Origin of the sequence: Streptomyces caatingaensis (genome assembly GCF_001187435.1) — a bacterium.
In the GTDB taxonomy this organism is placed as follows: domain Bacteria; phylum Actinomycetota; class Actinomycetes; order Streptomycetales; family Streptomycetaceae; genus Streptomyces; species Streptomyces caatingaensis.
In genome coordinates, this window is sequence record NZ_LFXA01000002.1 from 670,205 (window position 1) to 693,529 (window position 23,325).

16 protein-coding genes and 2 pseudogenes are annotated in these 23,325 nt (G+C 75.4%); 8 read left to right on the plus strand and 10 right to left on the minus strand.

Features of this window, described 5'->3' with window-relative positions:
• Nucleotides 1-20: 20 nt before the first annotated feature.
• Complete coding sequence (locus tag AC230_RS03595; RefSeq protein WP_049714435.1) at nucleotides 21-1,043, minus strand: SDR family oxidoreductase; 1,023 nt, start codon at nucleotides 1,041-1,043, stop codon at nucleotides 21-23.
• Between the two features lie 105 nt (nucleotides 1,044-1,148).
• Here AC230_RS03595 and AC230_RS33415 point away from each other — a divergent pair.
• Nucleotides 1,149-1,607: pseudogene (locus AC230_RS33415) on the plus strand (polysaccharide deacetylase family protein); the annotation flags it as partial.
• 223 nt (nucleotides 1,608-1,830) lie between these two features.
• Here AC230_RS33415 and AC230_RS03600 read toward each other — a convergent pair.
• The gene (locus tag AC230_RS03600; RefSeq protein ID WP_049714436.1) at nucleotides 1,831-3,021 is read right to left on the minus strand and encodes an MFS transporter; all 1,191 of its coding nucleotides are present in this window, start codon (nucleotides 3,019-3,021) and stop codon (nucleotides 1,831-1,833) included.
• Nucleotides 3,022-3,106: 85 nt separating this feature from the next.
• Here AC230_RS03600 and AC230_RS03605 point away from each other — a divergent pair, with 85 nt between their 5' ends.
• On the plus strand, nucleotides 3,107-4,021 hold the full coding sequence (locus AC230_RS03605; RefSeq protein WP_157868501.1) for an SMP-30/gluconolactonase/LRE family protein: 915 nt from the start codon (nucleotides 3,107-3,109) through the stop codon (nucleotides 4,019-4,021).
• Nucleotides 4,022-4,136: 115 nt separating this feature from the next.
• On the opposite strand, the gene AC230_RS03610 is transcribed toward AC230_RS03605, so the two are convergent.
• From AC230_RS03610 to AC230_RS03620, 3 genes are all read right to left on the minus strand, one after another.
• Nucleotides 4,137-5,633: a M28 family metallopeptidase gene (locus AC230_RS03610; RefSeq protein ID WP_049714438.1), complete on the minus strand. Its 1,497-nt coding sequence runs from the start codon at nucleotides 5,631-5,633 to the stop codon at nucleotides 4,137-4,139.
• A 165-nt stretch (nucleotides 5,634-5,798) separates the two neighbouring features.
• Nucleotides 5,799-6,782, minus strand: coding sequence for a trypsin-like serine peptidase (locus AC230_RS03615; RefSeq protein ID WP_049714439.1), 984 nt, complete (start codon nucleotides 6,780-6,782; stop codon nucleotides 5,799-5,801).
• A 154-nt stretch (nucleotides 6,783-6,936) separates the two neighbouring features.
• Entirely contained in the window at nucleotides 6,937-8,745 is a 1,809-nt protein-coding gene (locus tag AC230_RS03620; RefSeq protein WP_422125550.1) for a hydroxysqualene dehydroxylase, read from the minus strand.
• A gap of 208 nt (nucleotides 8,746-8,953) precedes the next feature.
• Between AC230_RS03620 and AC230_RS03625 the strand changes: the two genes are divergently transcribed.
• From AC230_RS03625 to AC230_RS30700, 3 genes are all read left to right on the plus strand, one after another.
• A complete protein-coding gene (locus AC230_RS03625) occupies nucleotides 8,954-9,958 on the plus strand; it encodes an ArsR/SmtB family transcription factor (protein ID WP_049714441.1) in 1,005 nt (334 codons plus the stop codon).
• 185 nt (nucleotides 9,959-10,143) lie between these two features.
• On the plus strand, nucleotides 10,144-10,881 hold the full coding sequence (locus AC230_RS03630; protein WP_241833061.1) for a serine hydrolase: 738 nt from the start codon (nucleotides 10,144-10,146) through the stop codon (nucleotides 10,879-10,881).
• 268 nt (nucleotides 10,882-11,149) lie between these two features.
• Nucleotides 11,150-11,761, plus strand: a complete 612-nt coding sequence (locus tag AC230_RS30700) for a response regulator transcription factor (protein WP_198535402.1) — start codon at nucleotides 11,150-11,152, stop codon at nucleotides 11,759-11,761.
• A gap of 282 nt (nucleotides 11,762-12,043) precedes the next feature.
• On the opposite strand, the pseudogene AC230_RS33420 reads toward AC230_RS30700, so the two are convergent.
• From AC230_RS33420 to lanKC, 4 genes and pseudogenes are all read right to left on the minus strand, one after another.
• Nucleotides 12,044-13,117 (minus strand): annotated as a pseudogene (locus AC230_RS33420) (ATP-binding cassette domain-containing protein); the annotation flags it as partial.
• A gap of 373 nt (nucleotides 13,118-13,490) precedes the next feature.
• Nucleotides 13,491-15,236 carry an ABC transporter transmembrane domain-containing protein gene (locus AC230_RS03640; RefSeq protein WP_078870929.1) on the minus strand — a complete coding sequence of 582 codons (1,746 nt, stop codon included), beginning with the start codon at nucleotides 15,234-15,236 and terminating at the stop codon, nucleotides 13,491-13,493.
• Between the two features lie 102 nt (nucleotides 15,237-15,338).
• Nucleotides 15,339-15,464, minus strand: coding sequence for a SapB/AmfS family lanthipeptide (locus tag AC230_RS03645; RefSeq protein ID WP_049714443.1), 126 nt, complete (start codon nucleotides 15,462-15,464; stop codon nucleotides 15,339-15,341).
• A gap of 61 nt (nucleotides 15,465-15,525) precedes the next feature.
• Nucleotides 15,526-18,219 carry a class III lanthionine synthetase LanKC gene (lanKC, locus tag AC230_RS03650; protein ID WP_049714444.1) on the minus strand — a complete coding sequence of 898 codons (2,694 nt, stop codon included), beginning with the start codon at nucleotides 18,217-18,219 and terminating at the stop codon, nucleotides 15,526-15,528.
• Nucleotides 18,220-18,498: 279 nt separating this feature from the next.
• Between lanKC and AC230_RS03655 the strand changes: the two genes are divergently transcribed.
• The gene (locus AC230_RS03655; RefSeq protein WP_049714445.1) at nucleotides 18,499-20,178 is read left to right on the plus strand and encodes an ATP-grasp domain-containing protein; all 1,680 of its coding nucleotides are present in this window, start codon (nucleotides 18,499-18,501) and stop codon (nucleotides 20,176-20,178) included.
• 635 nt (nucleotides 20,179-20,813) lie between these two features.
• Nucleotides 20,814-21,581 carry a hypothetical protein gene (locus AC230_RS03660; protein WP_049714446.1) on the plus strand — a complete coding sequence of 256 codons (768 nt, stop codon included), beginning with the start codon at nucleotides 20,814-20,816 and terminating at the stop codon, nucleotides 21,579-21,581.
• A gap of 90 nt (nucleotides 21,582-21,671) precedes the next feature.
• On the opposite strand, the gene AC230_RS03665 is transcribed toward AC230_RS03660, so the two are convergent.
• Entirely contained in the window at nucleotides 21,672-22,013 is a 342-nt protein-coding gene (locus tag AC230_RS03665) for a helix-turn-helix domain-containing protein (protein WP_078870930.1), read from the minus strand.
• Nucleotides 22,014-22,530: 517 nt separating this feature from the next.
• On the opposite strand from AC230_RS03665, the gene AC230_RS03670 reads away from it, so the two are divergent.
• The gene (locus tag AC230_RS03670; protein ID WP_049714447.1) at nucleotides 22,531-23,184 is read left to right on the plus strand and encodes a DUF4360 domain-containing protein; all 654 of its coding nucleotides are present in this window, start codon (nucleotides 22,531-22,533) and stop codon (nucleotides 23,182-23,184) included.
• Nucleotides 23,185-23,325 lie beyond the last annotated feature (141 nt).

Sequence of the window (23,325 nt, forward strand, 5' to 3'; positions counted from 1 at the left end):
GGAAGCGCCGGGGGCCGCGCTCAGCGGCGCCGCCGCACCGCGGCGCCCACCCCCGCCGCGGCCGCGACCGCGGCCACCGCGCCCCGGTGCCGGGACAGCCACGGCTGGACGCCGTGCCGCTTGGCCATGTCGTCGAACGTGCCGTGCGCCCCGAAGTCGTGCCCCTCGCTCCCGTCCGCCGGGTGCCACAGGTTCACCGGCGCCAACTCGTCCTGCGGCACCGACGTCTGCTGCGAGGCGAAGCCCGTCCGCGCCAGATAGCGGTCCAGCAGCCCCGGCGCCACCGCGTTGGCGATCAGCGTGCCGACCGTGCTGCCGCCGACCCAGTGCTCGCGCCGGCGCGGATGGCTGGCCGCGTACACGATCGCCCGCGCCGCCACCTCCGGCTGGTAGATGGGCGGCACGGGCTGCGGACGGCGCGGCAGCCGCGAGAGCGCCCAGCGGAACTGGGGCGTGTTCAGCCCCGGCAGCTGCACCATCGTCGTCCGCACCCGGCTGCCCTGGTGCAGCAGCTCGCAGCGCAGCGCCTCGTTCATCCCCTGGATCGCGTGCTTCGCCCCGCAGTACGCGGCCTGGAGCGGGATCCCCCGGTACGCCAGCGCCGAGCCGACCTGCACGATCGTGCCGTGGTCGCGCGGCAGCATCCGCGACAGCGCGGCCTGCGTGCCGTACACACAGCCCAGGTACGTGACCTCGGTGGCCCGCCGGAACTCCTCCGGCTCGATCTCGACGAACGGCGCGAAGACGGTCGCGAAGGCGTTGTTGACCCACACGTCCACCGGCCCGAAGACCTCCTCGACCCGGTCGGCCGCCGCGCGCACCGCGCAGTGGTCCGCCACGTCCACCGGCACGACCAGCGCCTGCCCGCCGGCCTGCGTGACCTCCCGCGCCGCCGCGTCGAGCCCCCTGCGGCCCCGGGCCAGCAGGGCCACCCGGTCGCCGCGCGCGGCGAAGGCCCGCGCCGTGGCGCGCCCGACGCCGCCGCTGGCACCGGTCACGACGACGGTGCGCCCTCCGGTGCGTGATCCGCTGTGTGTGTTCACCGCCGCCGGGTACCCCTCGCGCCCCCGGGCAAACGCCCGATCGGTCGCCGCTCCCGCGCGGCCGCACCCCCCGCCGCGCATGCTCGCCCTGTGAGACCCCTCCGCGTGAGACCCCTCCACGCCCCCGCCGCCGCCCTGCTGCTCGTCCTCTGCCTGCTCCCCGGCGCCGCCCGCGCCGCCCCCGTCGAACGGCTCTACGGCTCCGCCAACCGCTCCTTCGCCACCACCGAACGCCGCGTCGCGCTCACCTTCAACGCCGCCTGGGACACCGCCGGGATCGACGAGGTGCTGCGCGTGCTGCGCGGGCGGCGGGTGCCCGCGACGTTCTTCCCCACCGGGCAGTTCGCCGAGCGCCACCCGGAGGCCGTGCGGGCCATGGCCCGGCAGGGCGGCGTCGGGAGCCACTCCCACAGCCACCCGCACTTCGCCGGGCTCTCCCGCGCGGAGGTGGAGAAGGAGGTGACCGCCGCCGACCGGGCGCTGCGGGCGGCGGGCGCGGTGCCGCTGCCGTTCTTCCGCTTCCCGTACGGGGAGGCGACGCCGCAGGGCATCGCCCACGTCAACTCCCTCGGTCTGGCGGACATCGAGTGGACGACCGACACCAAGGGCTACCTGGGCACCGCCGGCGGCATGACCGTCGAGGAGGCCGTGCGGCGCGTGGACGGCGTCCTCGCGCCGGGCGCGATCGTCCAGATGCACGTCGGATCGGCCGACGGCTCCGGGCAGGTGCTGGACGCCGCCGCGCTGCCGCGGATCGTCGAACTGGTGCGGTCGCGCGGGTACGAGGTCAGCGACCTGCGGACGCTGCTCGATCCGCCCGCCCCGCCGGCGCCCCCGTCCGCCCCGGCGCTCCCGGCTCGCGCAACGGGCGCAGCAGCAGCCAGCCGACGGCGGGCAGGGCGATCAGCGGGGCGAGGGCCACGCGCAGGGACGCGGCGTCGGCCAGCGCGCCGATCGCCGGGCCGGCGACGCCGCCGACGCTGACGGCCAGCCCCAGGGTGACACCGCTCGCCGTGCCGACGCGCCCGGGCAAGTAGTCCTGGCCGAGGGTGACATGGAGGGAGAACGGCAGGTACAGCCCGGCCGAGGCCAGGGCGACGAACAGGTAGAGCGCCGGCCCGGGGACGAGGACGACGCCCGCGACGGCGAGGACCGACAGCGCGTACGACCGGCGGACGACGGCGAGCCGCCCGTAGCGGTGCGCCAGCCGGGCACCGGCCACCGTGCCCACCGCGCCGCCGAGGTAGAGGACGAACAGGGCGGCCGTGCCCGCCACTTCGCCGCCGCCGACGCGCTGGCGCACGTACAGCGCGATGAACGTGCCGAGACCCACGAAGACCACCGACCGGCAGGCGATGGCCCCCGACAGCCGCCCGAACGACCGCCAGTCGTCGCGCCCTTCGGCCCCGGCGCCGCCCCTCGGCCGCGGACGCGCCGTGCCCCGCGGCACGGCCGCGTAGAGCACGGCCGCGACCACCGCGGGGACGGCCAGCAACGGCGCCGCCCGCAGTCCGCCCGTCGCGACGACGGCCGCGACCAGCAACGGGGCAGCGGCGAAGCCGATGTTGCCGCCCAGTGAGAACCAGCCCATCGCGGTGTGGTCGCCCCCGGCCGCGCTCCTCGCCGCCCGCGCCGCCTCCGGGTGGTAGGCGGCCACCCCGATCCCCGAGACCGCGACCACCGCGAGCGTGACCGCGTACGGCCCGCCCGTCCCGCTCAGCGCGACACCGCCGCCCGCCGCGAGCGTGCTCACCGGCAGCAGCCACGGCATCGGCCACCGGTCGGTGAGCGCCCCGAACAGCGGCTGTACGACGGAGGAAAGGAGCGACGCGGCCAGCACGATCCCCGAGGCCGCGGTGTAGGACCAGTGCCGCTCGGCCACGAAGAACGGCACGAGCGCGGCCACCGCACCCTGGTAGACGTCCACGCAGGCGTGGCCGAACGACAGCAGACGTATGGCGTTCCTCTTCGCTGACACAGGTCGATGGTGCCGGGCGGCGCCGTGTCCCGCTTCCGATAAAAGGCCACTCCGTAACGGAAATCCGCCATGGTACAACGGTGCGATGCGCTTACGTTCGCTGTTCCTGACGGCAAGTCTGGTGACCGCACTGCTCGTCGGCACCCAGGGCGCCTCGGCGGCCGCCCCCCGCGACAACTGCGCCGCCCGCGCGAGAACGACGGTCTTCCGCCCCGGCGGACTCCCGCTCGCGGACTGGCGGGAGAACCTGGAGTTCGACGGCCGCGGCATGCTGTGGGTCTCGCACGCCACCAAGAACCGTGTCGAGGGGTACGCCCCCGACGGCACCCTGCGCACCACCGTTCCCGTGAGCGGTCCCGGCGGCATCCGCCGCGGCCCGGACGGCCGGATGTACGTCAACTACGGTGTCGCGCCCCTGGCCCGCGACGGCGGCGTCGTCGCCTTCGACCCGGCGGCCGCCCGGCCCCGCCCCGAGAAGGTCGTCACCGGCACCCCCGGCATCAACGGCCTCGCCATCGACGGCGCCGGGAACTTCTACCTCACCCGCGAACTCGCCACCGGCATCCTCAAGATCCGCCCCGACGGCTCGCGCGACGAGGAGTGGACCCGCCGGGCCGCCGTCTTCGGCACCAACGGCCTGGCGTCGGCCGGCGACCGGCTCTACGCGAGCGTCCTGGTCGACCTCACCTCCAGCGTGGTGAGCATTCCGCTCCGCGACCCCGCCCGCTGGACCACGGTCGCCCGCCTGAGCCCCAACCCCCTGGACGCGAAGGTGCTGGACGACCTCACCGTCCTGGACGACGGCGACCTCGTGGTCGCCTCCTTCGCCCGCGGCGAGCTCCTCCGCGTCACCCCCTCCACCGGCCGCTCCTGCACGCTGGCCACCGGCCTGCACATGCCGACCAGCGTCCGCGCCCCCCGTGGCTTCGGCTCCTACGACCCGCACCACGACCTGTTCGTCACGGAGGCGTCGGGGCGGGTGGCAAGGGTGCGGATCTGACGGGCCGGCAGGTGACGTGACCGGGCACGAGCGCGGCCCTGCCCGTCGCCGGACACCGGTCGCCGCGGGGCGGTGCCCCGGCGCGGGTGCGCGGGGAACCGCCGTGCGGAGGCCGTCAGTTGCGGGTGCCCAGTGAGCCGAGGTCGTGGGCGTAGACGCCCACCGCGTGCGCGATGACGTCGATGTTGGTGTCGAAGTACTTCAGGTCGATGTTCTTCAGGGTGTCGCCCTTGGCGTGGTAGTTGGGGTCGTAGGCGACGCCCGCCGTGCCGCCGAACTTGGCGGCCTGCTCCTCGGTCTTGATGCCCTCGGCGCCGGTGAAGGTGCCGCCCGCGGGGATGCCGGCGTCGATGAAGGGGCCGTAGTCGGAGCGGCCGTCGAAGTCGGTGCCCTCGTGGGGCTTGTGCTTGCGGTCGAGGTAGTCGGTGATGAGCTTCTCGATCTCGGCGGAGCCCTTGGGGCCGGGGCCCGAGCCCTTGTGGTCGGAGTCGTCGCCGTCGTAGACGAGTTCGGCCGCGTTGGGCGAGGCGATCATGTCGAAGTTGAGGTAGAGGGCGATCTTCCGGCGCTGCTCGGGGGTGAGCTGCTTGACGTAGTGGTCGGAGCCGAGCAGGCCCAGCTCCTCGCCCGACCACCAGGCGAAGCGCACCTTGTTGGTGGGGTGCCGGGTCGTGCGGGCGAGCTTGAGGGCGACCTCCAGCAGGCCGGCGGAGCCGGAGCCGTTGTCGTTGATGCCGGGGCCCTCGGGGACCGAGTCGAGGTGGCTGCCGAGCGCGACCACGTGGTTCGCGTCCCCGCCGCGGGTCTCGGCGACGACGTTGCGGGTGGTCTTCGGGATGTGCTGCTGCTGGATGGTGAGGGAGAGCTTGACGGGGCCCTTGGCGGCGGCCGCGGCCAGCGCCTCGCCGTCGGCCAGGGAGATGCCGGCGGTGGGGATCCGGCCCTCGGCCGGGTCGTCGAAGCGCAGCCGTGCGGGGGCCGTTCCGCTGTGGTTGTAGATGACCGCCCCGATGGCCCCCGCCTTGGCGGCGGCCGCCTGCTTCTCCGCGTACGAGCAGACGCCCCGTTTGATCAGGGCTATCTTTCCGGTGAAGGTGTCGGAGGCGTAGTCGTCCGGCGTGCAGCCGGGCTTGTCGCTCACCTTGGCGACGGCGATCGCCGCCTGGATGCCGGAGGCCGGGGTGGAGGGCGACAACTTGCCGGCCGTGACCTTCAGTTCGCGCGGGCCGGGTGAGAGGACGGACAGCTTCTCGGTGGTCGTCCTCGCGTCCCAGATGGTGAAGTCCTGGGAGGAGACGCGGTATCCGGCCTGCTCCAGCAGCCGGTACACGTAGCGGGCGGACGCGTCATGGCCCGGCGTCCCCGCCGCGCGGTTGCCGCCGTTGGCGTCGGCGATCCGCTGGAACGCGGCCAGGTGCCGGTAGGCGCTCCTCGCCGACGACTCGCGCTCCAGCTGTCTCGCGAGCCGCTCGGCCTTCCGGTGCTGACGTGCCGGGTCGTCCGTGCCCCGCGCGTCGGCGGGCGCGGCGGCGAGCAGGACGGGGGCCGCGACGGCGGTGGCGACGAGGGCGGTCAGTGCCCGGCGGCCGCCGGGACGGTGGGGGAGGCGCACGGGAGTCCCTTCGACAGGCGGGCCCTTTTCGTCAAGGCCCGCTCCTGGCACGGACCTTACGGAGCGGGGGCCTCCGGCGGGAGATCCTGGCCGGTAGCCGACACAAGACCGCCACGTGCCGGACATGCCGGCCCGGGCGGTCCCGCGGGCATGCGCACCGGGGTGTCAGGTGGTCTGCGCGCTGTCGTACAGCGCCTTCGCCTCGTCGCCGAAGTAGGGGCCGAACATCGTGTTCGGCAGGAACGTGTAGCCGAAGCTGTTCACCGACGCCTGGAGGCCGGTGCCGGTCGACTCGTCGAACGACGTGAACCACGGGCCGCCGCTGGAGCCGCCGGTCATGTTGCAGCTCAGGCCGTGGTCCTTGGTGAGCAGGAAGTCCTTGGTGGCCGTGCCGCTGCAGTGGATGAGCTTCGTCCCGTCGTACGGGGACGCGGCCGGGAAGCCGAAGGAGTACATGGCCCGCCCGTAGGCGCCGTTGAAGTCGAGGCCCTGGCCGCCGACCACGTCGGTGAGCTTCCTGCCGTCGAGCGGGGCGACGACGGCGGCGCCGATGTCGTTGTTCATGTCCTCGCTCGCCGTCCACTGCGGGGTGGACAGCGTCTTGGCCGCGCTCCAGGTGCCGTAGGGGGCCTGGCCGTCGTGGTAGCCGGGTACGAACGTCCAGTTGGTGTGCCAGCTGCCCTGGTACTTCACACAGTGCCCGGCGGTGAGCACGGTGCTGTGGTTGCCGCTGGTGACCGCGTCGCCGGAGCAGGAGGCGGTGCGGCCCTGGAAGGTGAAGAAGACGCGTCCGGACGTCCTGACGACCGCGCCGCCGCCGGTCCACGGGCCACCGGCCTGCGGGAAGGACCGTACGGACGGGTGCGAGGGGGCGGGGGTCGGCGCGACGGTGGTGTGCCGGCCGGTGCTCGCCGGGGCGGCGCCGGGACGGCCGGGCGCGATGTCGAGCGGAGCGGCCGACCGCATCCGCTCCGGCGTCCAGTACGCGGCGACCTGCCGCTGCGCGGCGGACGTGGTGGCCGCCGCGTGCTCGGTCGCCGGCGGCGGCGCGGCCTCCGCGGCACCGGCCGTCAGCCCGGGGACGGCGAGCGAACAGGCGGCCAGCAGGGCGGCGGCCGCGGCGACGGTCGTACGGGGGTGGCGTCTCACGCGGTACTCCTTCTGCGGGGGGCCGGCCCGCGCGGACGCGGACCGGGCAGACGAGTGGTGCGGTTTCGACGGTGCGAGGGGAAGAGTGCGCGCCTTGACGGTACTCCGTCAAGCCGCAAGGTTCCGCCCCGCCCGCCCCGCGCGGGCGGCCGGCTCACCCCACGTCGTACGCGTTCCGCAGGCCCAGCCGCCACCGCACCGCGTCCCGCCGCTTGGCCGGTTCCAGTTCCGGTGCCCGGTACAGCGGGGTGATCGTGCACCGGCTCGCCCGCGAACCGGTCTCGTCCAGCAGGGCGTTGACCGCCGCGCGGGCCGAGGCGTTGGCGCCCTCCATGGTCGCCAGGTCGATGTCGGTGGCGACGTAGTCGCCCGCGAGGAAGAGGTTGGGGACGGCGGTGCGCGCGGTGGGGCGGTTGGCCCAGGTGCCGACGGGGTGGATGAGCAGCTGTTCGTCGTTGGAGGCGTGGGAGCCGTCGAGTTCGACGGCCGGGTCGAGGAACCAGGAGTGCAGGACGGAGTCCCTCAGCACCGTGCGGCCGGTGTCGTTGAGGCCCGCCTTGAGCTGCGCCCACACCTCGCGGGCGACCTCCTCGCGGGTGCACTGCTTGGCCGTCCTCCCGTAGAGGATGCCGGGCTTGTCCCACTCGGAGATGTCGCAGGAGAGGCAGTCGGCCACCGTCCCGTCGCCGAAGTCCCGCCGGAAGTCGTGCCGGGGCCAGAACTGGGCCTGGGAGATGGAGGTGAGCGACCAGGCGGAGTCGATGTGGTTGATGTGGCCGTGGACGATGGGCGTCGGCTCGGTGAGATAGAACTGGATGCCCGTCATCCAGTCCGTGCGCAGCCGGTCGCAGCGGGCCAGTTGCGGATCGGCCGCCCGGAGCTCCGCGTTCCAGGTCTCCCTCGCGTGTTCGACGGGCATGGCGGAGACGAAGTGGCCGGCCTCGGCGGTGTGCCGGGCGCCGCCCGGGCCCTCCAGGACGGCGCCGGTGATCCGTCCGCCCTCCAGCCGCAGGTCCCGCGCCGCCCACCCGGTGCGGAACTCGACGCCCAGGGAGCGCAGATGCGCCACCCAGGGGTCGATCCACGCCTCGTTGGTGGGGGCGTCGAGGATCCGGTCGGGCGCGCCGTCCGCGCCCCGGCCCAGGGCGTTGAAGACGAACGCCTCCAGCATCGTCGCCACCGTCCGGGTGCTCGCCACCTCCGCCTTGGTCGCGACGATGTTGCGGGTGATGCCGATGCACAGCAGCCGCTGGTAGGTGGGCGACATGCGCGCGGCGTGGGTGAACTCCCACCAGGGCACGCGCTCCCAGTCGCCTACGCGGCGCTCGTCGCAGCTGGTGAACCAGACCAGCATGCGGCCCGCGAAATGGGCGATCTCGTGCGCGGGCAGCCCGGCGAAGGTCTCCAGGTACGCCGTGAGGGCCCGTCGCACCTCGTCGGGGGTGAGCGGGCCCGGCCGGGAACTCCAGCCGGCGAACGGGAAGCGGAGGTCCTCGCGCCCGGTGCGGGCGAACAGCGCCTCGCTCGGCGCGACGAGGTTGTCGTGCACGCCGTGCGCCTTGCCGGGAAACGGTATGCGGCGCAGGGTGTCCGGGAGGTTGTGGTAGATCCCCGGAATGAAGCGGAAGCCGTGCTCGCCCGGCAGGGGTCTGCGGCCGCCGCGCGCGCTGCCGGGGACGTCCATGCTGCGCGCCTTGCCGCCGAGGGCGTCCTTGCGCTCGTACACCGTGACCTCGAAGCCGCGTTCGGCGAGTTCGTGCGCCGCGGTCAGCCCCGCGACCCCGCCGCCCAGGACCGCGACCGTCCGCCCGCCGGCCCGCCCGCCGCCGGTGCGCGGGCGGGCGGACGCGGCCCGGGCCGTCCCCGTGGCGGCGGTGCCCGCGAGGGCCGCCCCCGCGGCCGCCGCCGCGGCCCCGCCGATGAATCCCCTGCGTGTCGTGCTCCGCGTGCGCTCCACTGTCACCACGACTCCCTACGGATGGGTAACTGGCGTGTCGGCGACGGATGATAGGACCGCACCCGTCCCACGCACAGCAGCCGTCACGTGTGGAAGCAGGATGGCCGGAACACGCGGTTGCCGGATTGAAAGGGTCCTCGCCGCGCCCCGACCATGGACCCCTACCGGGACGACGCAGTACGGCGCCCGTGGTACCGGTCAGGAGGCGACGCCCGTGGGACTGCGGATCCATTTCGGCGCCGACGACTTCGCGCGCACCAGGCTCGCGCAGTCGCCCGACCCGATGTGGGAAGTGCTGCTGAGTCTGCACATGCTCCAGACCAACGACGGCCCGCTGGTGTTCGACCGGTGGCGCCGCTCGGTGCGGGGCAGACTGGACCCCGGCGCCCGCCGCCTGCTGGCGCTCGCCCCGCCGGTCGGCTACTCGCCCGACTTCCTCACCCCGGCCGCCGGCAGCGGCGGCATCGACCTGGGCATCAGCGCGCTGCTGTCCACCCCGCGCGCCCGGCTGCGCGGCGACCTCACCGAACTCGCCCTGTCCGGAGGGCGGGTGGCGCCGTGGATGCGCGGCATCGCCGACGGCGACGTGGAGGCGCTGAAGGGGCTGGGCGACGCCCTCCGCTCCTACTACCGGCTGGCGCTCGCGCCCCACTGGTCCCGGGTGCGCACCGAGGTGGGCGCCGACCTCGCCGCCCGCGGCCGCTCCCTGCCGGCCGCCGACCTGCCCGCGGGCGCCTTCGACCACCTGCTGCGCGGCCTCCACCCCGCCCTGGAGTGGCAGCGGCCGGTGCTCATCATGCACGGGCCGCACGTGCAGGGCGACTTGTATCTGGAGGGACGCGGGATACTGCTGCTGCCCTCGTTCTTCTGCTGGCGGGCGCCCACGATGCTGCGCAGCCGCGACCTGCCGCCCGTGGTGGTCTACCCCATCGAGCACAGCCCCGTCCAACTGGTGCCCGGCAGGCCGCCGTCCGGGCGCGGGCAGGGGCTGGAGGCGCTGCTGGGACGGACGCGGGCGGTGCTGCTGGAGGCCGTCGCCGAGGGCGGCACCACCACGGAGCTGGCCCGCACCGCCGACATCGCGGCCGCGACCGCCAGCCACCACGTCTCCGTCCTGCGCGAGGCCGGGCTGCTGGTGACCCGGCGGGTGGGCGGGGCGGCGCACCACACGCTCACCCCGCTGGGCGTCCAGCTGCTCAACGGCCGCCGCGTGGCGTGATAGTGCCGCGCCGCCGGCCTGCGGCTTTCGACTCCCGTCGAATGCCGTGGCCGGGCGGGCCCGTCGGGCGCACCGTGGTGTCCCAGGGGGGATGCGGGGGAGAGACGGGGGATCGACGTGCGAGGACGTGAGCCGGGAGGGCCCGGGCGGTACGCGCCGTGAGCGCGCCGTCCGGAGGACCGGGGGTGCCGACGGGGGTGAGCGCGGGCGTCGCCGTGTACGACCGCTGCTCCGGCACCTTCGCCGAACGGCTCGCACCGGATGCGCGGTTCCGGTCGGCGTCAGTGGTGAAACTGCTGATCGCGCTCGACCACCTGTGGGACCGCGGCCCGGTGGACGGCCTGCCGCCGGCGGACCGCACCCGGCTGGCCGCGATGCTCGCGAGCAGCGACGACAGCGCGGCCGGTCACTTCTGGGAGCGGAACGGGGGGACCGGCGTGATCACGCGCATGGTCTCCCGTCTCGGCCTCACGGGTACCGCGGGCCCGCCGCCCCGCTTCCCGGGCCACTGGGGATACTCCGCCGTCACGGCGGCCGACGTCGTGCGCGTCTGGCGCCACCTCCTGGACGACGCGCCCCCGGCGCAACGCGAGGCCGTCCTGGGCCCGTTGCGCCGGGCCACCCGGTACGGCACCGACGGCTTCGACCAGTTCTTCGGCATCCCGTCCGCCTTCGCCCGGCCGTGGGCGGTGAAGCAGGGCTGGTCGGGATACCCGCCCGCCGCCCGGCCGACGGGCGTGTCCGGTACAGGGGTCGACCTCCGGCGGCCGGCCCTGCACACCACCGGGGCGGTGGGTCCCGGCGACCGCGCGGTGGTCGCCGTCCTCACCCTGCACCCGCCCGGCACGCCGTACGCGGAGGCGGGGGCGGCGGTCACGGAGATCACGCGGTCGCTGCGGGTGCCGGGAGCCGTGCTGCTCTGACCGTGTCCCGCAGGGCACGGGGTGACGGTGCCGTCCGTGACGGCCGCTCCGCGCAGCTGACTCCGGGGTCAGTTTTCCAAGAGTTTTGAAAGGCGCATTCATGTGAACTTGGGGCGCGCAAGGATAGCACTGTGCGCCCTTACGCCCCCCGCGGCTCAGTGATCCCCACCCATGGCCAGGGCAACCGCCGGTATGAATTGGTGACGTGCTTGACGTGCCCTGAGCAAGGCGGTTCTTGGGGGGAGATGGGAAGGGTGGGACGGAATCCGTGATCCGAGTTCTACTGGTGCACGACACCTCGCTGCTGCGCACCGCCCTCGCGGAGCTGATCGGAAGAGAGCCGGATCTGGAGGTCTTCTCCGCGCCGTGGCGCCGGGCGCCGGCCGCCGCGCGGACCGTCCGCCCGCGGGTGTGCGTGGTGGACGTGGACAGCCCTGACGCGGGTGGCCCCGGGGGGCTGCGGGAGCTGTCCGGCGGACGGGGACCGGGGGACGCCGTGCCCGCCCTGCTGGCCCTGGCGAGCGCGGAGCGCCCGGGGCCGCTGCGCCGGGCGTACGAGGAGCGCGCCTTGGGGTACTTGAGCAAAAACGCTTCACCGGACCGGCTGGCGGAGGGCATACGGCAGGTCGCCCGCGGCGAGCGCTACATCGACGAATCGCTGGGGTACGGCTTCCTGGAGGCGGCGGAGATCCCGCTCACGAGACGGGAGTTGAGCGTGCTGTCACTGGCCGCCGAGGGTGCGTCCGTCGGGGAGATCGCGCGCAGTCTGCACCTCTCCAACGGGACCGTGCGCAACTACATGTCCGCGATCACCCGCAAGACCGGGGCGCGCAACCGTGTCGACGCGATACGGATCTCGCAGGTCGCGGGCTGGGTCTGACCGGTCGGCGGCGTCGCCGGCCAGGTCGCGGTAGAGCGGGGAGACGCGCAGGAGTCCGGCGTGCTCCCCGCACACCGTGCGCGGGCCGTCGAGCACCAGGACGCGGTCCGCGCGCAGGGCGGAGGCGGCGCGGTGCGCGATGACGACCAGCGTGCGGCGCCCGTGCGGGCCCGCGGCCAGGGCGTCTTCGGCGCGGGCCTCGGCGGCCGCGTCGAGGTGGCAGGTCGCCTCGTCGAGCAGGGCGACCGGGGCGGGGGAGAGCCAGGCGCGGGCCAGGGCGATCTGCTGGCGCTCGCCGGCCGACAGCTCGCCCGGTACGACGGGTGCGTCGAGACCGCCGAGCCGCCCGACGAGCCGCAGCATGCCGACGGCCTCCACGGCGTCCGCCAACTCACCCTGCGGCACGCGCCCTTCGCGCAGATAGCCGAGGTTGTCGGCGAGCGTCCCCGAGAACACGTACGCCTCCTGCGGGATCAGCAGCCGCAGGGCCCGCGCGGCGGGGCTGTCCGCGGGCAGCCCCCCGAGCAGCACCTCCCCGGAACGGGGTGCCAGCAGCCCCGCCGCCAGCCCGGCGAGCGTCGACTTGCCGACGCCGCTGGGCCCGACGACGGCCAGGCGGCCCCCGGGGGGCACGGTCAGGGTGAGGTCGTGGACGGCGGGGGCCGAGTGGGGGCCGTAGGCGAAGGTGGTGCCGCGGAAGGCGAGTTCGGCCCCCCGCGGGGGACGGCCCGGCGCCCTCGCGGGCCGTGCCGTCGGGAGGTCCCCGCCCTCCGTGCCGGGGCCGGGGTCCGTCCCGGGGGACGGGGAGGCGGCGGGAGCGGGGGAGAGAAGGCGGCGGACGACGACCGTCAGGCGGGCGCCGCTCGTCCCCACCCCCCGCACCAGATCCTGCAGCGCCGGCAGCAGCGACTGCGTCAGATAGGCGAGGGCGCCGACCAGGGAGCCCGGGGTGACCCCCCGGTCGAGCAGCCAGGGCGCGGTCACCAGCAGCAGCACCAGCGGCAGGCGGCCCGCGACCGTGAGGGCCGCGATCCGGGCCACGGACCAGCGCGCGAGCGCCCCGGCCGCCCGCCGCTGGGCGTCGATCAGCGCCCCGGCCTCCGCCCGCACCCGGGCCTCCGCCCCGGCCGCCGCCACGTCCCGCAGCCCCTGGCACACCTCGCCCAGCGACCGCGCGATCTCCTCGTCCGCGACGAGGAACGCCTCCTGGCGCCGGGCCAGCGCCCGCAGCGTCGCCGCGAAGAGGAGCAGGCCCAGCAGCAGGGGCCCGGCCACCACCGCCAACAGGGCGGGCGCCAGCACGAAGAGACCGGTCAGGGCGCCGGCCGCGGTGAAGACGAACGAGCGCGTGACCATCAGCAGCCCGGCGAACGCGTCCCGCGCGATCTCCACTTGGTGGGTGAGGCGGGAGACCGCCGCGCCGTCGCCGTCGTGGAGGGCGCGCGTCACGACCCGCCGGACGAGGGCGTCGCGCAGCGGCTCGACCACGGAGGCGAGCGCCGGGTACGTCCGTCCGGTGCTCAACGCCCCGGCGAGGACGGCGAGGACGGCGGCGCCCAGCCAGGCGAGGCCCGCGCCCGTCCGGCCGGCGAGGAAGCCGCCGTCCAGGGCGTGGGCGAGGGCGTACCCCAGGGCGAAGGTGTGGCCCGCCTCCAGGGCGGACCAGCCGGCCAGCCGGACGAGGGCGCGGCGCCGCGCGGCGAGGAACCGCAGCCCGGCGGAGGGCAGTTCAGTCCGCACCGAACACCGCCCGGTACTCCGGCAGGTGCCACAGCTCCGCGTGCGGGCCCGTGGCGCGCAGCCGGCCGTCCTCCAGCCAGGCGACGCGGTCGGCGCGGGCGGCCGTGGAGGCGCGCCGGGCGACGACGACGCGGGTGCGGGCGGCGACGTCGTGGGCGAGGGCCCGGCCGACCTCCCGCTCGGTGGGGGAGTCGAGCCCGGACGTGGCGTCGTCCAGGACGAGGACCCGCCCGGCGTGGGCGAACGCCCGCGCCAGACCGAGGCGTTGGGCCTCGCCGCCGGACAGGGGCGCGGCCGCGCGCGGCGTGTCGTACCCCTCGGGCAGCCGCCGGACGAAGCCGTCCGCGCAGGCGGCCCGCGCGGCGGCGACGACCGCCTCCCGGCCGGGGTCGGTGACGCCGAGGGCGAGGGCGTCGCCGACGGTGGCGCCCAGCAGCGCGGGCCGCTCGAAGGCGTGGCCGACGGCGCCGCGCAGGGCGTCGTGCGACAGGGCGGGCAGGGGGACGCCGTCGAGGGCGACGGTCCCGGTGTCGGGGTCGGCGAGCCGGCCGGCCAGCGCGGCCAGCACCGACTTGCCGCTGCCGGAACGGCCGACGACGGCCAGCGAGGTGCCGCCGGGCACGACGAGGTCGATGCCGCTCAGGACCGGCCGGCCGTCGCGGACCGCGCCGACGCCGCGCAGCTCCAGGGTGCCGGGGCCGGGCGGCAGCGGCAGCCCGCCGTGGCGCACGGGCGGGACGGCGAGGACCTCGGCGATCCGCCGGCCCGCCGCCCGGGCGCGGACGAGGGCGCCGATCCGCCCGGTGAGCATGCCGATGCCGGTGGCGAGGACGGCGTAGCGGGAGGCGGCCAGCAGGTCGCCCACGCTGATCCGGCCCCCGGAGAGCAGCACACCGGCGACGGCGAGGACGGTGATCTGGAGCAGCGGGACGAGGGTGACGGCCCGGGCACCGGCCCGGCCCTGCACCCGCCACATGCGGTGGCCCTGGCGGGACAGCCCGCCCAACGGCGCGAGCACGCGGGCGCGTTCGCGTCCGGCCGTGCCGGCGGCGGCGATGGTGCGGGCGCCCGTGACGGCCTCGGCGAGGCGGCCCGCGATGTCCCCCTGGATCCGCTGGTAGCGCGCGGCGCAGTCGCCGGAGGCGCGGGCGAAGGAGCGCAGCAGGAGGAAGAGCAGGGGCGCGCCCGCGAGGAAGGCGGCGGCCAGCCAGGGGCTGATGATCCCCAGGGCGGCGACGGCGCCCAGCGGGCCGGCGGCGGTGGCGGCGGCGGTGGCCACGGTGGCGGGGGCGGCCGCGGCGTCGGCGGTGTTGCCCACGAGGCGGGTGACCAGGTCGCCGGGGGCGGTACGGGCGGTGACGCGCGGCCCGGCCGCGAGGACGTGGCGCAGCAGCCGGTGGCGCAGGTACGCGGTGGAGCGGGCGGCGGTGGTGCCGCCGAGCAGGTCGGCGACGGCGTCCAGGGCGGCGGCCCCGCAGATCAGCGCGGCGCACAGGGCGACGTGGCGGCCGGCGCCGGGGTCGCGGGCCAGCAGGAGGTCGAGGGCGCGCCCGAGGGCGGCGGGCAGCAGCAGCCCGGCGCCGGCGGACAGCAGGGTGGCCAGGCCGAGGACGGCCGCGGGCGCGGCGGCCTGCCGGACCGCGCCGCGCAGCACGCGGTCGCCGTCGGGGGCGGCGTGGACCGGGGCGCGGCCTGGTGCGGGAGCGGCGCCTCCGGTGGTGCTTCTGCGGGGCATGGCCGGCCTTCGCGTCGGTGCGGGCGGGCCCCGGACGGCCACCACGGGGAGGCCGTCCGGGACCGTTCTCTCATATCTGACGAGCCGTCAGGCGCGCGGCCGTCAGAGACACAGCAGAACGCTGATGGCGCTCACGCAGGAGAGCAGGCTGGCCGAGCTCTCGCCGCCGTGGCCACCGCCGTCGTGCATCTCCTCGGATTCCATGTTCTGCAGGTCGAGAAGGGCCATGATGTTTCCTTTCCTGGGGACGGGATTCGGTGCGCGGTGCCGCCGAGCGGCGGCACCGGGTCTAGGAGCCCGCGGGGGCGGGCACGCCCCGGAGGGGCGGGAGGAACGGCAGGTGGGCGGGGCGGCCGCCGAGCGCGGCGCCCAGCGCCAGCAGACAGCCGGCCGTTCCGGTGGCGAGGTCCATCGACAGCCGCATCATCTGGTGCCCGGGGAAGGCGAGTTCGCCCCGGTACTCCATGGCGTACCAGTCCAGGCCGCGGGCCTGGGCGGTCACCTGGTCGCGGGTGACGCCGGGGGCGGTGGTGCGGTGCAGGTGCAGGACCATCCCGGCGCGGCCCTGGAACAGGCCGGGCTGGGCGTAGAAGCGGGAGCGGGCCGCGGCGAGGACGCCGTCGCGGGCGGCCGCGAGGCCGGGGTCCGGCTCGCGGCCGTCGCGGGCCGCGAGGGTCAGGAAGTCGTCGAGGACCATGCCGATGCCCACGCTGCCGTCGCCGGCGTACGGCATGGTGCGCCAGCCCTCGTCGACCTGGAGGCTGCCGCTCCGCGTGGTCACGCAGCGGTCGAGGTCGGCGCGGAGGGCCGTCCCGGCGAGGGTGAGCAGCTCGGAGGCGCCGGTCCGCTCGTACAGCCGCAGGAACAGCAGCGCGGGCCCCGCCGCGCCGCGCATCAGCCCGGCGCGGCGGCCGGCGGGCGCGCTCTCGGCGGTCATCCGGTCGGCGAGCGACCGGGCGGCGGCGAGGGCCTGCCGGCGCAGGCGCGTCTCGCCGGTCGTCGCGGCCAGGTGGTCGAGGACGAGCCCGATGCCGGCGATGCCGCCGCGCAGGTCGGAGGTGAGGCGCTGCCAGTTCTCGCTCAGCACCGTGTCGATCAGGCCGAGGGCGCGGCCGGTGTGGCCGAGCCGGTCGAGGACGAACGCGACGCCGGCGAGGCCGTCGTAGAGGCCGAGCGGGGTGCCGGGGGGTGGCGGGTCGGTGTGGTCGAGCAGCCAGCGCTCGCCCGCCTCGTACCGCTCGGCCCCCACCTCGTCCAGGGCGTACAGCACGCCGGCGGCGCCGTGCGCCAGGCCGAGGCCGCCGCCGTCGCCGAACTGGGCGATGTCGCCCGGGAAGAGGCGGTCGTCGCGGTGGGGGGTGGCGGAGGCCAGGAGGGCGCGGACCATCGAGTCGCGGCTCGCGGGCCAGTCGGCGGCGGCGGGCGGTCGGGTGCCGCCGCCACGCCGGCTGCGCCTGGCGCCTTTGTCGTCGCCGTGGACGCCGTCGTTGCCGCGGACACCATCGTCGCCGTCGTCTCCGTCGTGGCCGGCGTCGCGGGCGCCGTCGTCGCGGAGGATCTCGGCGACGGCCTCGTCGAGGAACGCCCTCGGCACGGGGAACTGCTGGGCGATCACCTCGGCGAGGTGGGCGGCCTTGGCGCGGTCGATGACGAGGAGCGTGGTGAGGGGCAGGAACAGCGCCAGCCGCAGGCACGCCAGCGCGTAGCGGTCCACGTCGGCGCCGCGGCGGCCGGGCGGGGCGAAGAAGCCCGGGTGGGCGACGACTTGGCGGCCGTGCTCGGCGGCGGGGGCCGCGGCCTCGAAGTCGATGAGCCGCACCGAGCGTTCGTCGGGCGCGACCATGACGTTGAACATGTGCAGGTCGTTGAAGACGAGCCCGCGGGAGTGGACGGCGGTCACGGCCTCCTCGACGGCGCGGTGGATCCGCAGCGCCCACTCGGTGTAGGCGGCGGTGGCCGCGGGGTCGGGATCGGCGGCGAGCAGCGGATGGCGTTCGCCGAAGAAGGAGTTGAGGGGCTTGCCCTCCACGAAGTCCATCACCAGGAAGCGGTGGTCGCCGAGCGTGAACCAGTCGCGCACCTCGGGCGCGACCCCGAGCCCGGACAGCCGCTCCAGCGCGTCCTTCTCCCGCTCCAGGCGCGTGATGGCGTCGGCCCCGTCGGCCGCGAGGCCCGCGTGCGGACGGCCCTCCTTGAGGACGACCCGGCGTCCGTCGCGGGTGTCGGTGCCGCGGTAGACGCCGCCGCCGTTGGAGAAGTGCAGGGCCTTCTCGATGCGGTACGGGATGTCGGTGACGGTCGTCGCGTTGCGCGCGGCCAGGTGCGGGGCGAGGAACTCCGGGAGCGTCACCCACGGCGGCACCTGGAACGCCGGCTCTCTGGGATCCGGGACGAGGCGCCCCTCCCCGTCCTCGATCGCCGGGACGAGAGTGCCGCGCCCGTCGACGCAGAAGCGGCGGACGAACGCGCCGTAGCGCACATGGAGCGGACCCTCGTGCCAGCGCAGGTCGGTGAGGACGTACGGGCCGGGGCGGCCGCCGACGATCCCGTGCAACTCCTCCAGCACGGTGCGGAGTTGTCCGTCGTCGCGCGGATAGACGGTGACGAACTTCCCGCTGTGGTCGCGCGCCGCGTACTTGGTGTTGCGCAGGTGCAGGAGGTGGGGCGCGGGGACGAACTTGAACGGGATGCCGCGGGGCACGCAGTAGTCCCAGACGTCGGCCGCGGTCTTGTCCGCGGTGTCCGCGGTGGCCGAGACGTGGATCTTCCAGCCCTGGAGGGGGCCGGTGCCCTTCCCCTCCTTCTCCAGCGGCCGGAGCGCGAGCCAGTCCCCGGAGCGGGCGCTCTCCCAGCCGTCCGGGACGGGGCGCCGGGCGGTGTCGAAGAGGACGCCGTCGGGGGCGGTGGCGGCAGCGGCAGCGGTCTCCGGGGTCTCGTAGAAGTGCCTGTCCGCCAGGCAGTAGACCTCGTACCGCTTGTCCATGTGATCCCCCTCGTGATCCCCCGCGGTGGTGATGCACCGAGATTTTCACGCGGTGGGGGGCGGGGACAGTCACAGGTGTCATGAAGGGGCCGTGCAGAACGCATGGTTGGGGACCGGGGGTTGGGGGAAACGGGGAGCCCCCTCGGGGGCAGGGGCCCGGGGCGCATCCCCCGCCGACCGGGCAATCCCCGCCCCGCACCCCCCGCCCCACTACCGTCATCACTCAAACCACCACGAAACAGGAGCAACCCACCACACCCCCAGAAAGCGAACCCCCGCATGATCGACCCCGACACCACCCTCCTCCTCATGGGCCTCACCGCCCCCACCCCCTGGGAGCGCGACCAGATCCACCGCCTCTGCGCCCAGGCCCGCTCCCGCGGCATCACCCTCGTCGGCGCCGACACCCCCGCCGCCCTCCGTTCCGCCACCGCCGGCGAACTCGCGAACGTCGACGACGTCCTCGCCCTGGACATCCACAACCCGGAGCCCTGCCGGGCCTGGGCCGCCACCGAACCGCCGGTGGACGGCGTGCTGACGGTCCGTGAGCCCGCCGTCCTGCCGGCCGCCGTCATCGCCCGCGAACTCGGCCTCCCGGGCAACGACCCCGACGCCGTACGGCGCGTGCGCACCAGGGACCTGTGCCGGCAACGGCTGCGCGACGCCGGCCTCCCCCAGCCGTACAGCGCCGTCTGCGAGGACGCCGACGACGCCGAACGCTTCCTCCGCGAAACCCTCCCGGGGCCGTGGATCGTCGCCCCGCGCGACGGCCTCGACGGCGCCGGCGTCTCGCGCGTCGACCGGCTGGACCAGCTCCCGGAGGCCGTACGCAGGGCGAAGGCCCCGGACGACGCGCCCTACGTCCTCGTCGAGACCTTCGTCCCGGGCGGCGCGTACTCCGCCGAGGGCGTGATGCTCGAGGAGGAGGCCCATGTCCTCGCCCTCACCCACCGCACCGTCACCGACGGCCTCCTGACGACCGCCCGCGCGCAGCCCTCCGGACTGGACCCGGTCACCGCGGAACGCGCCGCCGGGACGGTCGCCGAGGCCCTCGGCGTCCTCGGCGTCACGCACGGGCTCTTCCACGTCGGGTTCTGGGTGAACGGCTCGGGGATCGTCATCGGGGACGTCCACTGCCGCGCGGGAGGGGAGTTCGTCCACGCCCTGGTCGAGCAGACCCGCCCCGGACTGGAGCTCTTCGGCCTCCTCGTGGACGACCTCCTCGACTGCGAGCGCCGCCCGCTGCCCGAGCCCGCCGGGGCCGCGCGCGCCGACTTCCTCCTCGCCCCGCCCGGCCGGCTGCGCGCCGTCCACGGCTGGGAGGAGCTGCTGCGCCACCCCAACGTCCTCACGGCCGCCCTCACCGTCGAGCCCGGCGGCACCGTCACCGAGGAACGCGACGACGCCGCCCGCCCCGGCGTCTTCGTCACCCGCGCCGCCGCCCCGGACGGCCTGGAGGCCCTCGCCGCCCGCCTGGCGCGGCGGATCGTCCTCGACGTCGAGGACGCGGAGGACCCGGAGGACGTGGCGGGCGCCGAGGGTGTGGAAGAGGCGGAGCACGCGGAGGCCACGGAGGACGCGGAGGTCATGGACGAAGCCGGGGACGGTGCCGGTGGTGGCACGGACGGCGGCGAGTGCGGCGGCGGTGCCGAGGACGCCGGGGTCACGGAGCGCGACGAGGCTCCGGCGAGCGACGGCGGCGGCACCGCGCCCGACGCCGTACCCGCGGACGGCGTGCCCGGAGCCGAGCCGGAGCACGGGACCGGGCCCGCGCCCGACGCCGCCACCGCGAACGGGAGCGCGGCCGGGCCCCAGGACGAACTCCCCGCCGCCCCCGGGCCGGAGACGCCGCCCGGCCCCGGCCCACAGCCCGAAGCGGGGCCCGGGCACCAGCCCGAGGCCGCGCCCGGAGCCGGGCCGGGCGACGTCGGCGACGCCGCCGTACCGGTGCACGCCTAGCGCCCACTCACCCGGGACGTGCGGCCGGGCGGGCGCGCGGCCTGGTGCACCTCCCCCAACCTCCCGACGGGGCGAGCACGTTGGCGGACCTCCCGGGCCCGGCGCCGCCGCCCCTTGTCCCCTCCTGTCCACCGGCTTTTCGGACCGCTCCGACCGGGCCTCGACACCCCGTGGAACGCCCCGCACGCCGTGCCGGCCGACGGCTCGCGGCCGGGTACCGGTATTGCAGTAGCGACCGGGTGCGCCGATGCCGGGCCGGCGCTGCCCGCGCCCGATCGCGCAGGAAGGGGGAGCGGCCGCGCCCGGGCCGCACACCACAGCGCACGTCCGTTGCGCCTCGCAAACAACGCCGGGCGGTACGGGGGCCGCCCGGCCCGCGCCCGCCCCGCAGGGGCCGAGGGGGTGCGTGGGGATGGCGCGATCCATGCGGTCGTCACCATGCTTGGCCGGATCGTTGCACGCGGTAACGGCCCCTGGTGGGAACATCATTTGGTGATCGTGGTGGGGCGCAGCGTGACGGTCGGCGAGCCGTGCGGGTTCCTGGGGAGCGCGTGACATCCGGTGGGGCCCGCCCGTCACCGGGCCCCGCCGTCCATCAGCAGCTGGGGGTCCATGTGGCAGGGGGCCAGGCGTCCGTGATCTCGGAGTGGGTGCTGCCCGCCGTCGTCTGCGCACCGGTGACCTGGGTGAGCCTGGTCTTCCGCTTCCGTGAGGAGGGGCGGCTCCTGGGCACGCTGCGGTCGGCGGCGCTCACCGTCGGCGTCGTCCTGTGGACGGCGGCGGTGGCGGCCGTGGCCGGCGGGCTGCTGCTGCCGCACGCGGCGAGCGTGCCGCCCGCGGCCGTGGGGGCGGTGGCCGGCACGGGCGTGATACCGCGCGGCCGGGCCGAGCAGACCGGGGCGCGGGCGGTCCTGGCCGTACTGACGCTGGGCGACTCGCTGTTGCTGCACCAGCTCGCGCTGCGGCTGCGCAGCGACCGGGCGGACTGGTGCGACCGGATGGCCGAGGGGTTCCGGGACTGCTGGGACCTGGACGCGTTCGCGGCCGACCTGAGGGACCACCTGCTGATGCGGGTCGACGTGCCGGGCCGCACCGCCCGGGCGCGTGCCGGCCTCCGCAAGGAGATCGCCGAGCGGCACGGCGAGGTCCGGTCGGCGGCGCAGAAGTGGATCACCGCGGAGACCAGGATGCAGAAGGCGTGCCAGCAGCAGGGGCGGCGCCCGGCGCCGGAGGAGGTCCGGGCGGTGCGGCGGGCGTTCGGCGAGGCGGAGCAGTATCTGCGGCACCTGCTGGAGCTGGGGCACGCCTACGGCAAGCGCAGTGACGCCCGCAGGCTCCTGGTGCTGAAGGAGCGGCACATGGCGTACGAGGAAGTGGACGACGCGGTGACGGTCGGGCGCTGACGGCGGCTCGGGAGCCGCCGGTCGCGGCCCGGCGGCCGAACCCGTCCTCCGCTCCGGGGCCGCCCGGGGCGGGGGACGGGTGTCACCGGGTCAGGAGTCGTGGTGCGGGGCTCCCGTGGTCACGGGGAGCGGCGCGGCGGGTGAGGGTGCGGGGGCCGAGGACGCGCCCGAGGGTTCGGTGAAGGAGATCTCCACCCGGGCGCCGAGCGAGTCGGCGACGGCGGCGAGCGACTTGAGCGTCAGGTTCTCGCCGCCGGAGAGGATCTGGCTGACGCGTCCGGGCGAGACGCCCATGCGGTCGGCCAGGTCCTTGCGGGACATGCCGCGTTCGGCGAGCAGCCCGGCCAGCGAGGCGGTGGCCTGCCGGGCCAGCCTGCCGCCGGCGGGTGGTTCGGCGGTCGGGTCGTCCGCCGTTCTCGTGCGCCAGCTCATCGTTCCCCCCAGTCGCCTGCGGCTGATGCCGTCGGTTGTCCTTTCACCAAGGGCAGGATGCCACCTTTAGACGTAGCTAAAAGTCAGGTGCGGGGCAAAAAGCCGGTCATCGCTCCTGAGTTGGCCGAACGTCACCGGGTGACCAGCGGGTTCACGGCACAGGGCGGATTTCGGCCAGATTCGCCGTGTCACTCCTGGAGGGGGCGTGAGGGGTGCCGCCGTGGGGCGTGCGAGTGACGGCGGGGGCGTGGAGGGCGTACGCCCCCGGCCCTAGCCAACCCCCGCGCCGCTTCCTATCATTCGAACGCTCCCCGTCCCAGCGGGCCGCGTGGATGTCATGAGCATGCCTTTCGACGCTCCTGACCTGCTCTTCTTCCGGCCCGTCCCCATGATTCCGGCGCCGGCCACGGCTGCTTCCGGCGTGCCCTCCGACCGGGCGGCCGCCCGGGCACGGCCGTCCCGGGATCCCTCTGTTCGTCCCTCGGGCGGACGCCCGAGGACAACCGATTGGAGCGCCATGCCCGCAGGTCTGGTCACCGCCGGTGCGCTCGCGGCGATGTTCGCCTCGGCGTTCTCCACGCCCCACCCCTCCGCGATCACCAACCCGCCGCCGGACAAGATCGTGATAGAGATCGCGACCGTGAACGGGTCCGGATGTCCGGCCGGCACGGCCGCGGTGGCGGTCTCGCCCGACAACACCGCGTTCACCGTGACGTACAGCGAATACCTCGCCCAGGTCGGCGTGGGCTCCAAGCCGACCGACTTCCGCAAGAACTGCCAGCTCAACCTGGACGTCCACGTGCCGCAGGGCTTCACCTACGCCATCGCCCAGACGGACTACCGCGGCTACGCCAAGCTGGAGTCCGGGGCCTACGGAACCGAGAAGGCGTCCTACTACTTCCAGGGCTCCTCGCAGACGATGCCGGTCACCCACACCATCAGAGGCGCCTACGGGGACAACTGGCAGACCACGGACAAGATCGAGGTGGCCGAGATGGTCTGGGCCCCCTGCGGCGAGCGCAAGAACTTCAACATCAACACGGAGCTGAGAGTCTTCGGCGGCTCCTCCGACACCACCAAGACCACGAGCTTCATGGCCATGGACTCCACGGACGGCAGCATCAACACCATCTACCACCTGGCCTGGAAGGAGTGCCCGGTCCGGCGGTAGGCCGGGACCGGCGGAGCGGGCGCCTCCGCGGCCCGGCGCCGGCCGCGGGGGCACCCGCCGTTCACCGTGACTTTTACGACCCGCCGACGCCGCGTCACCTGCGGTCATCGCGCTCCGCGAGCGGTCCGTGACCCAAGGGGT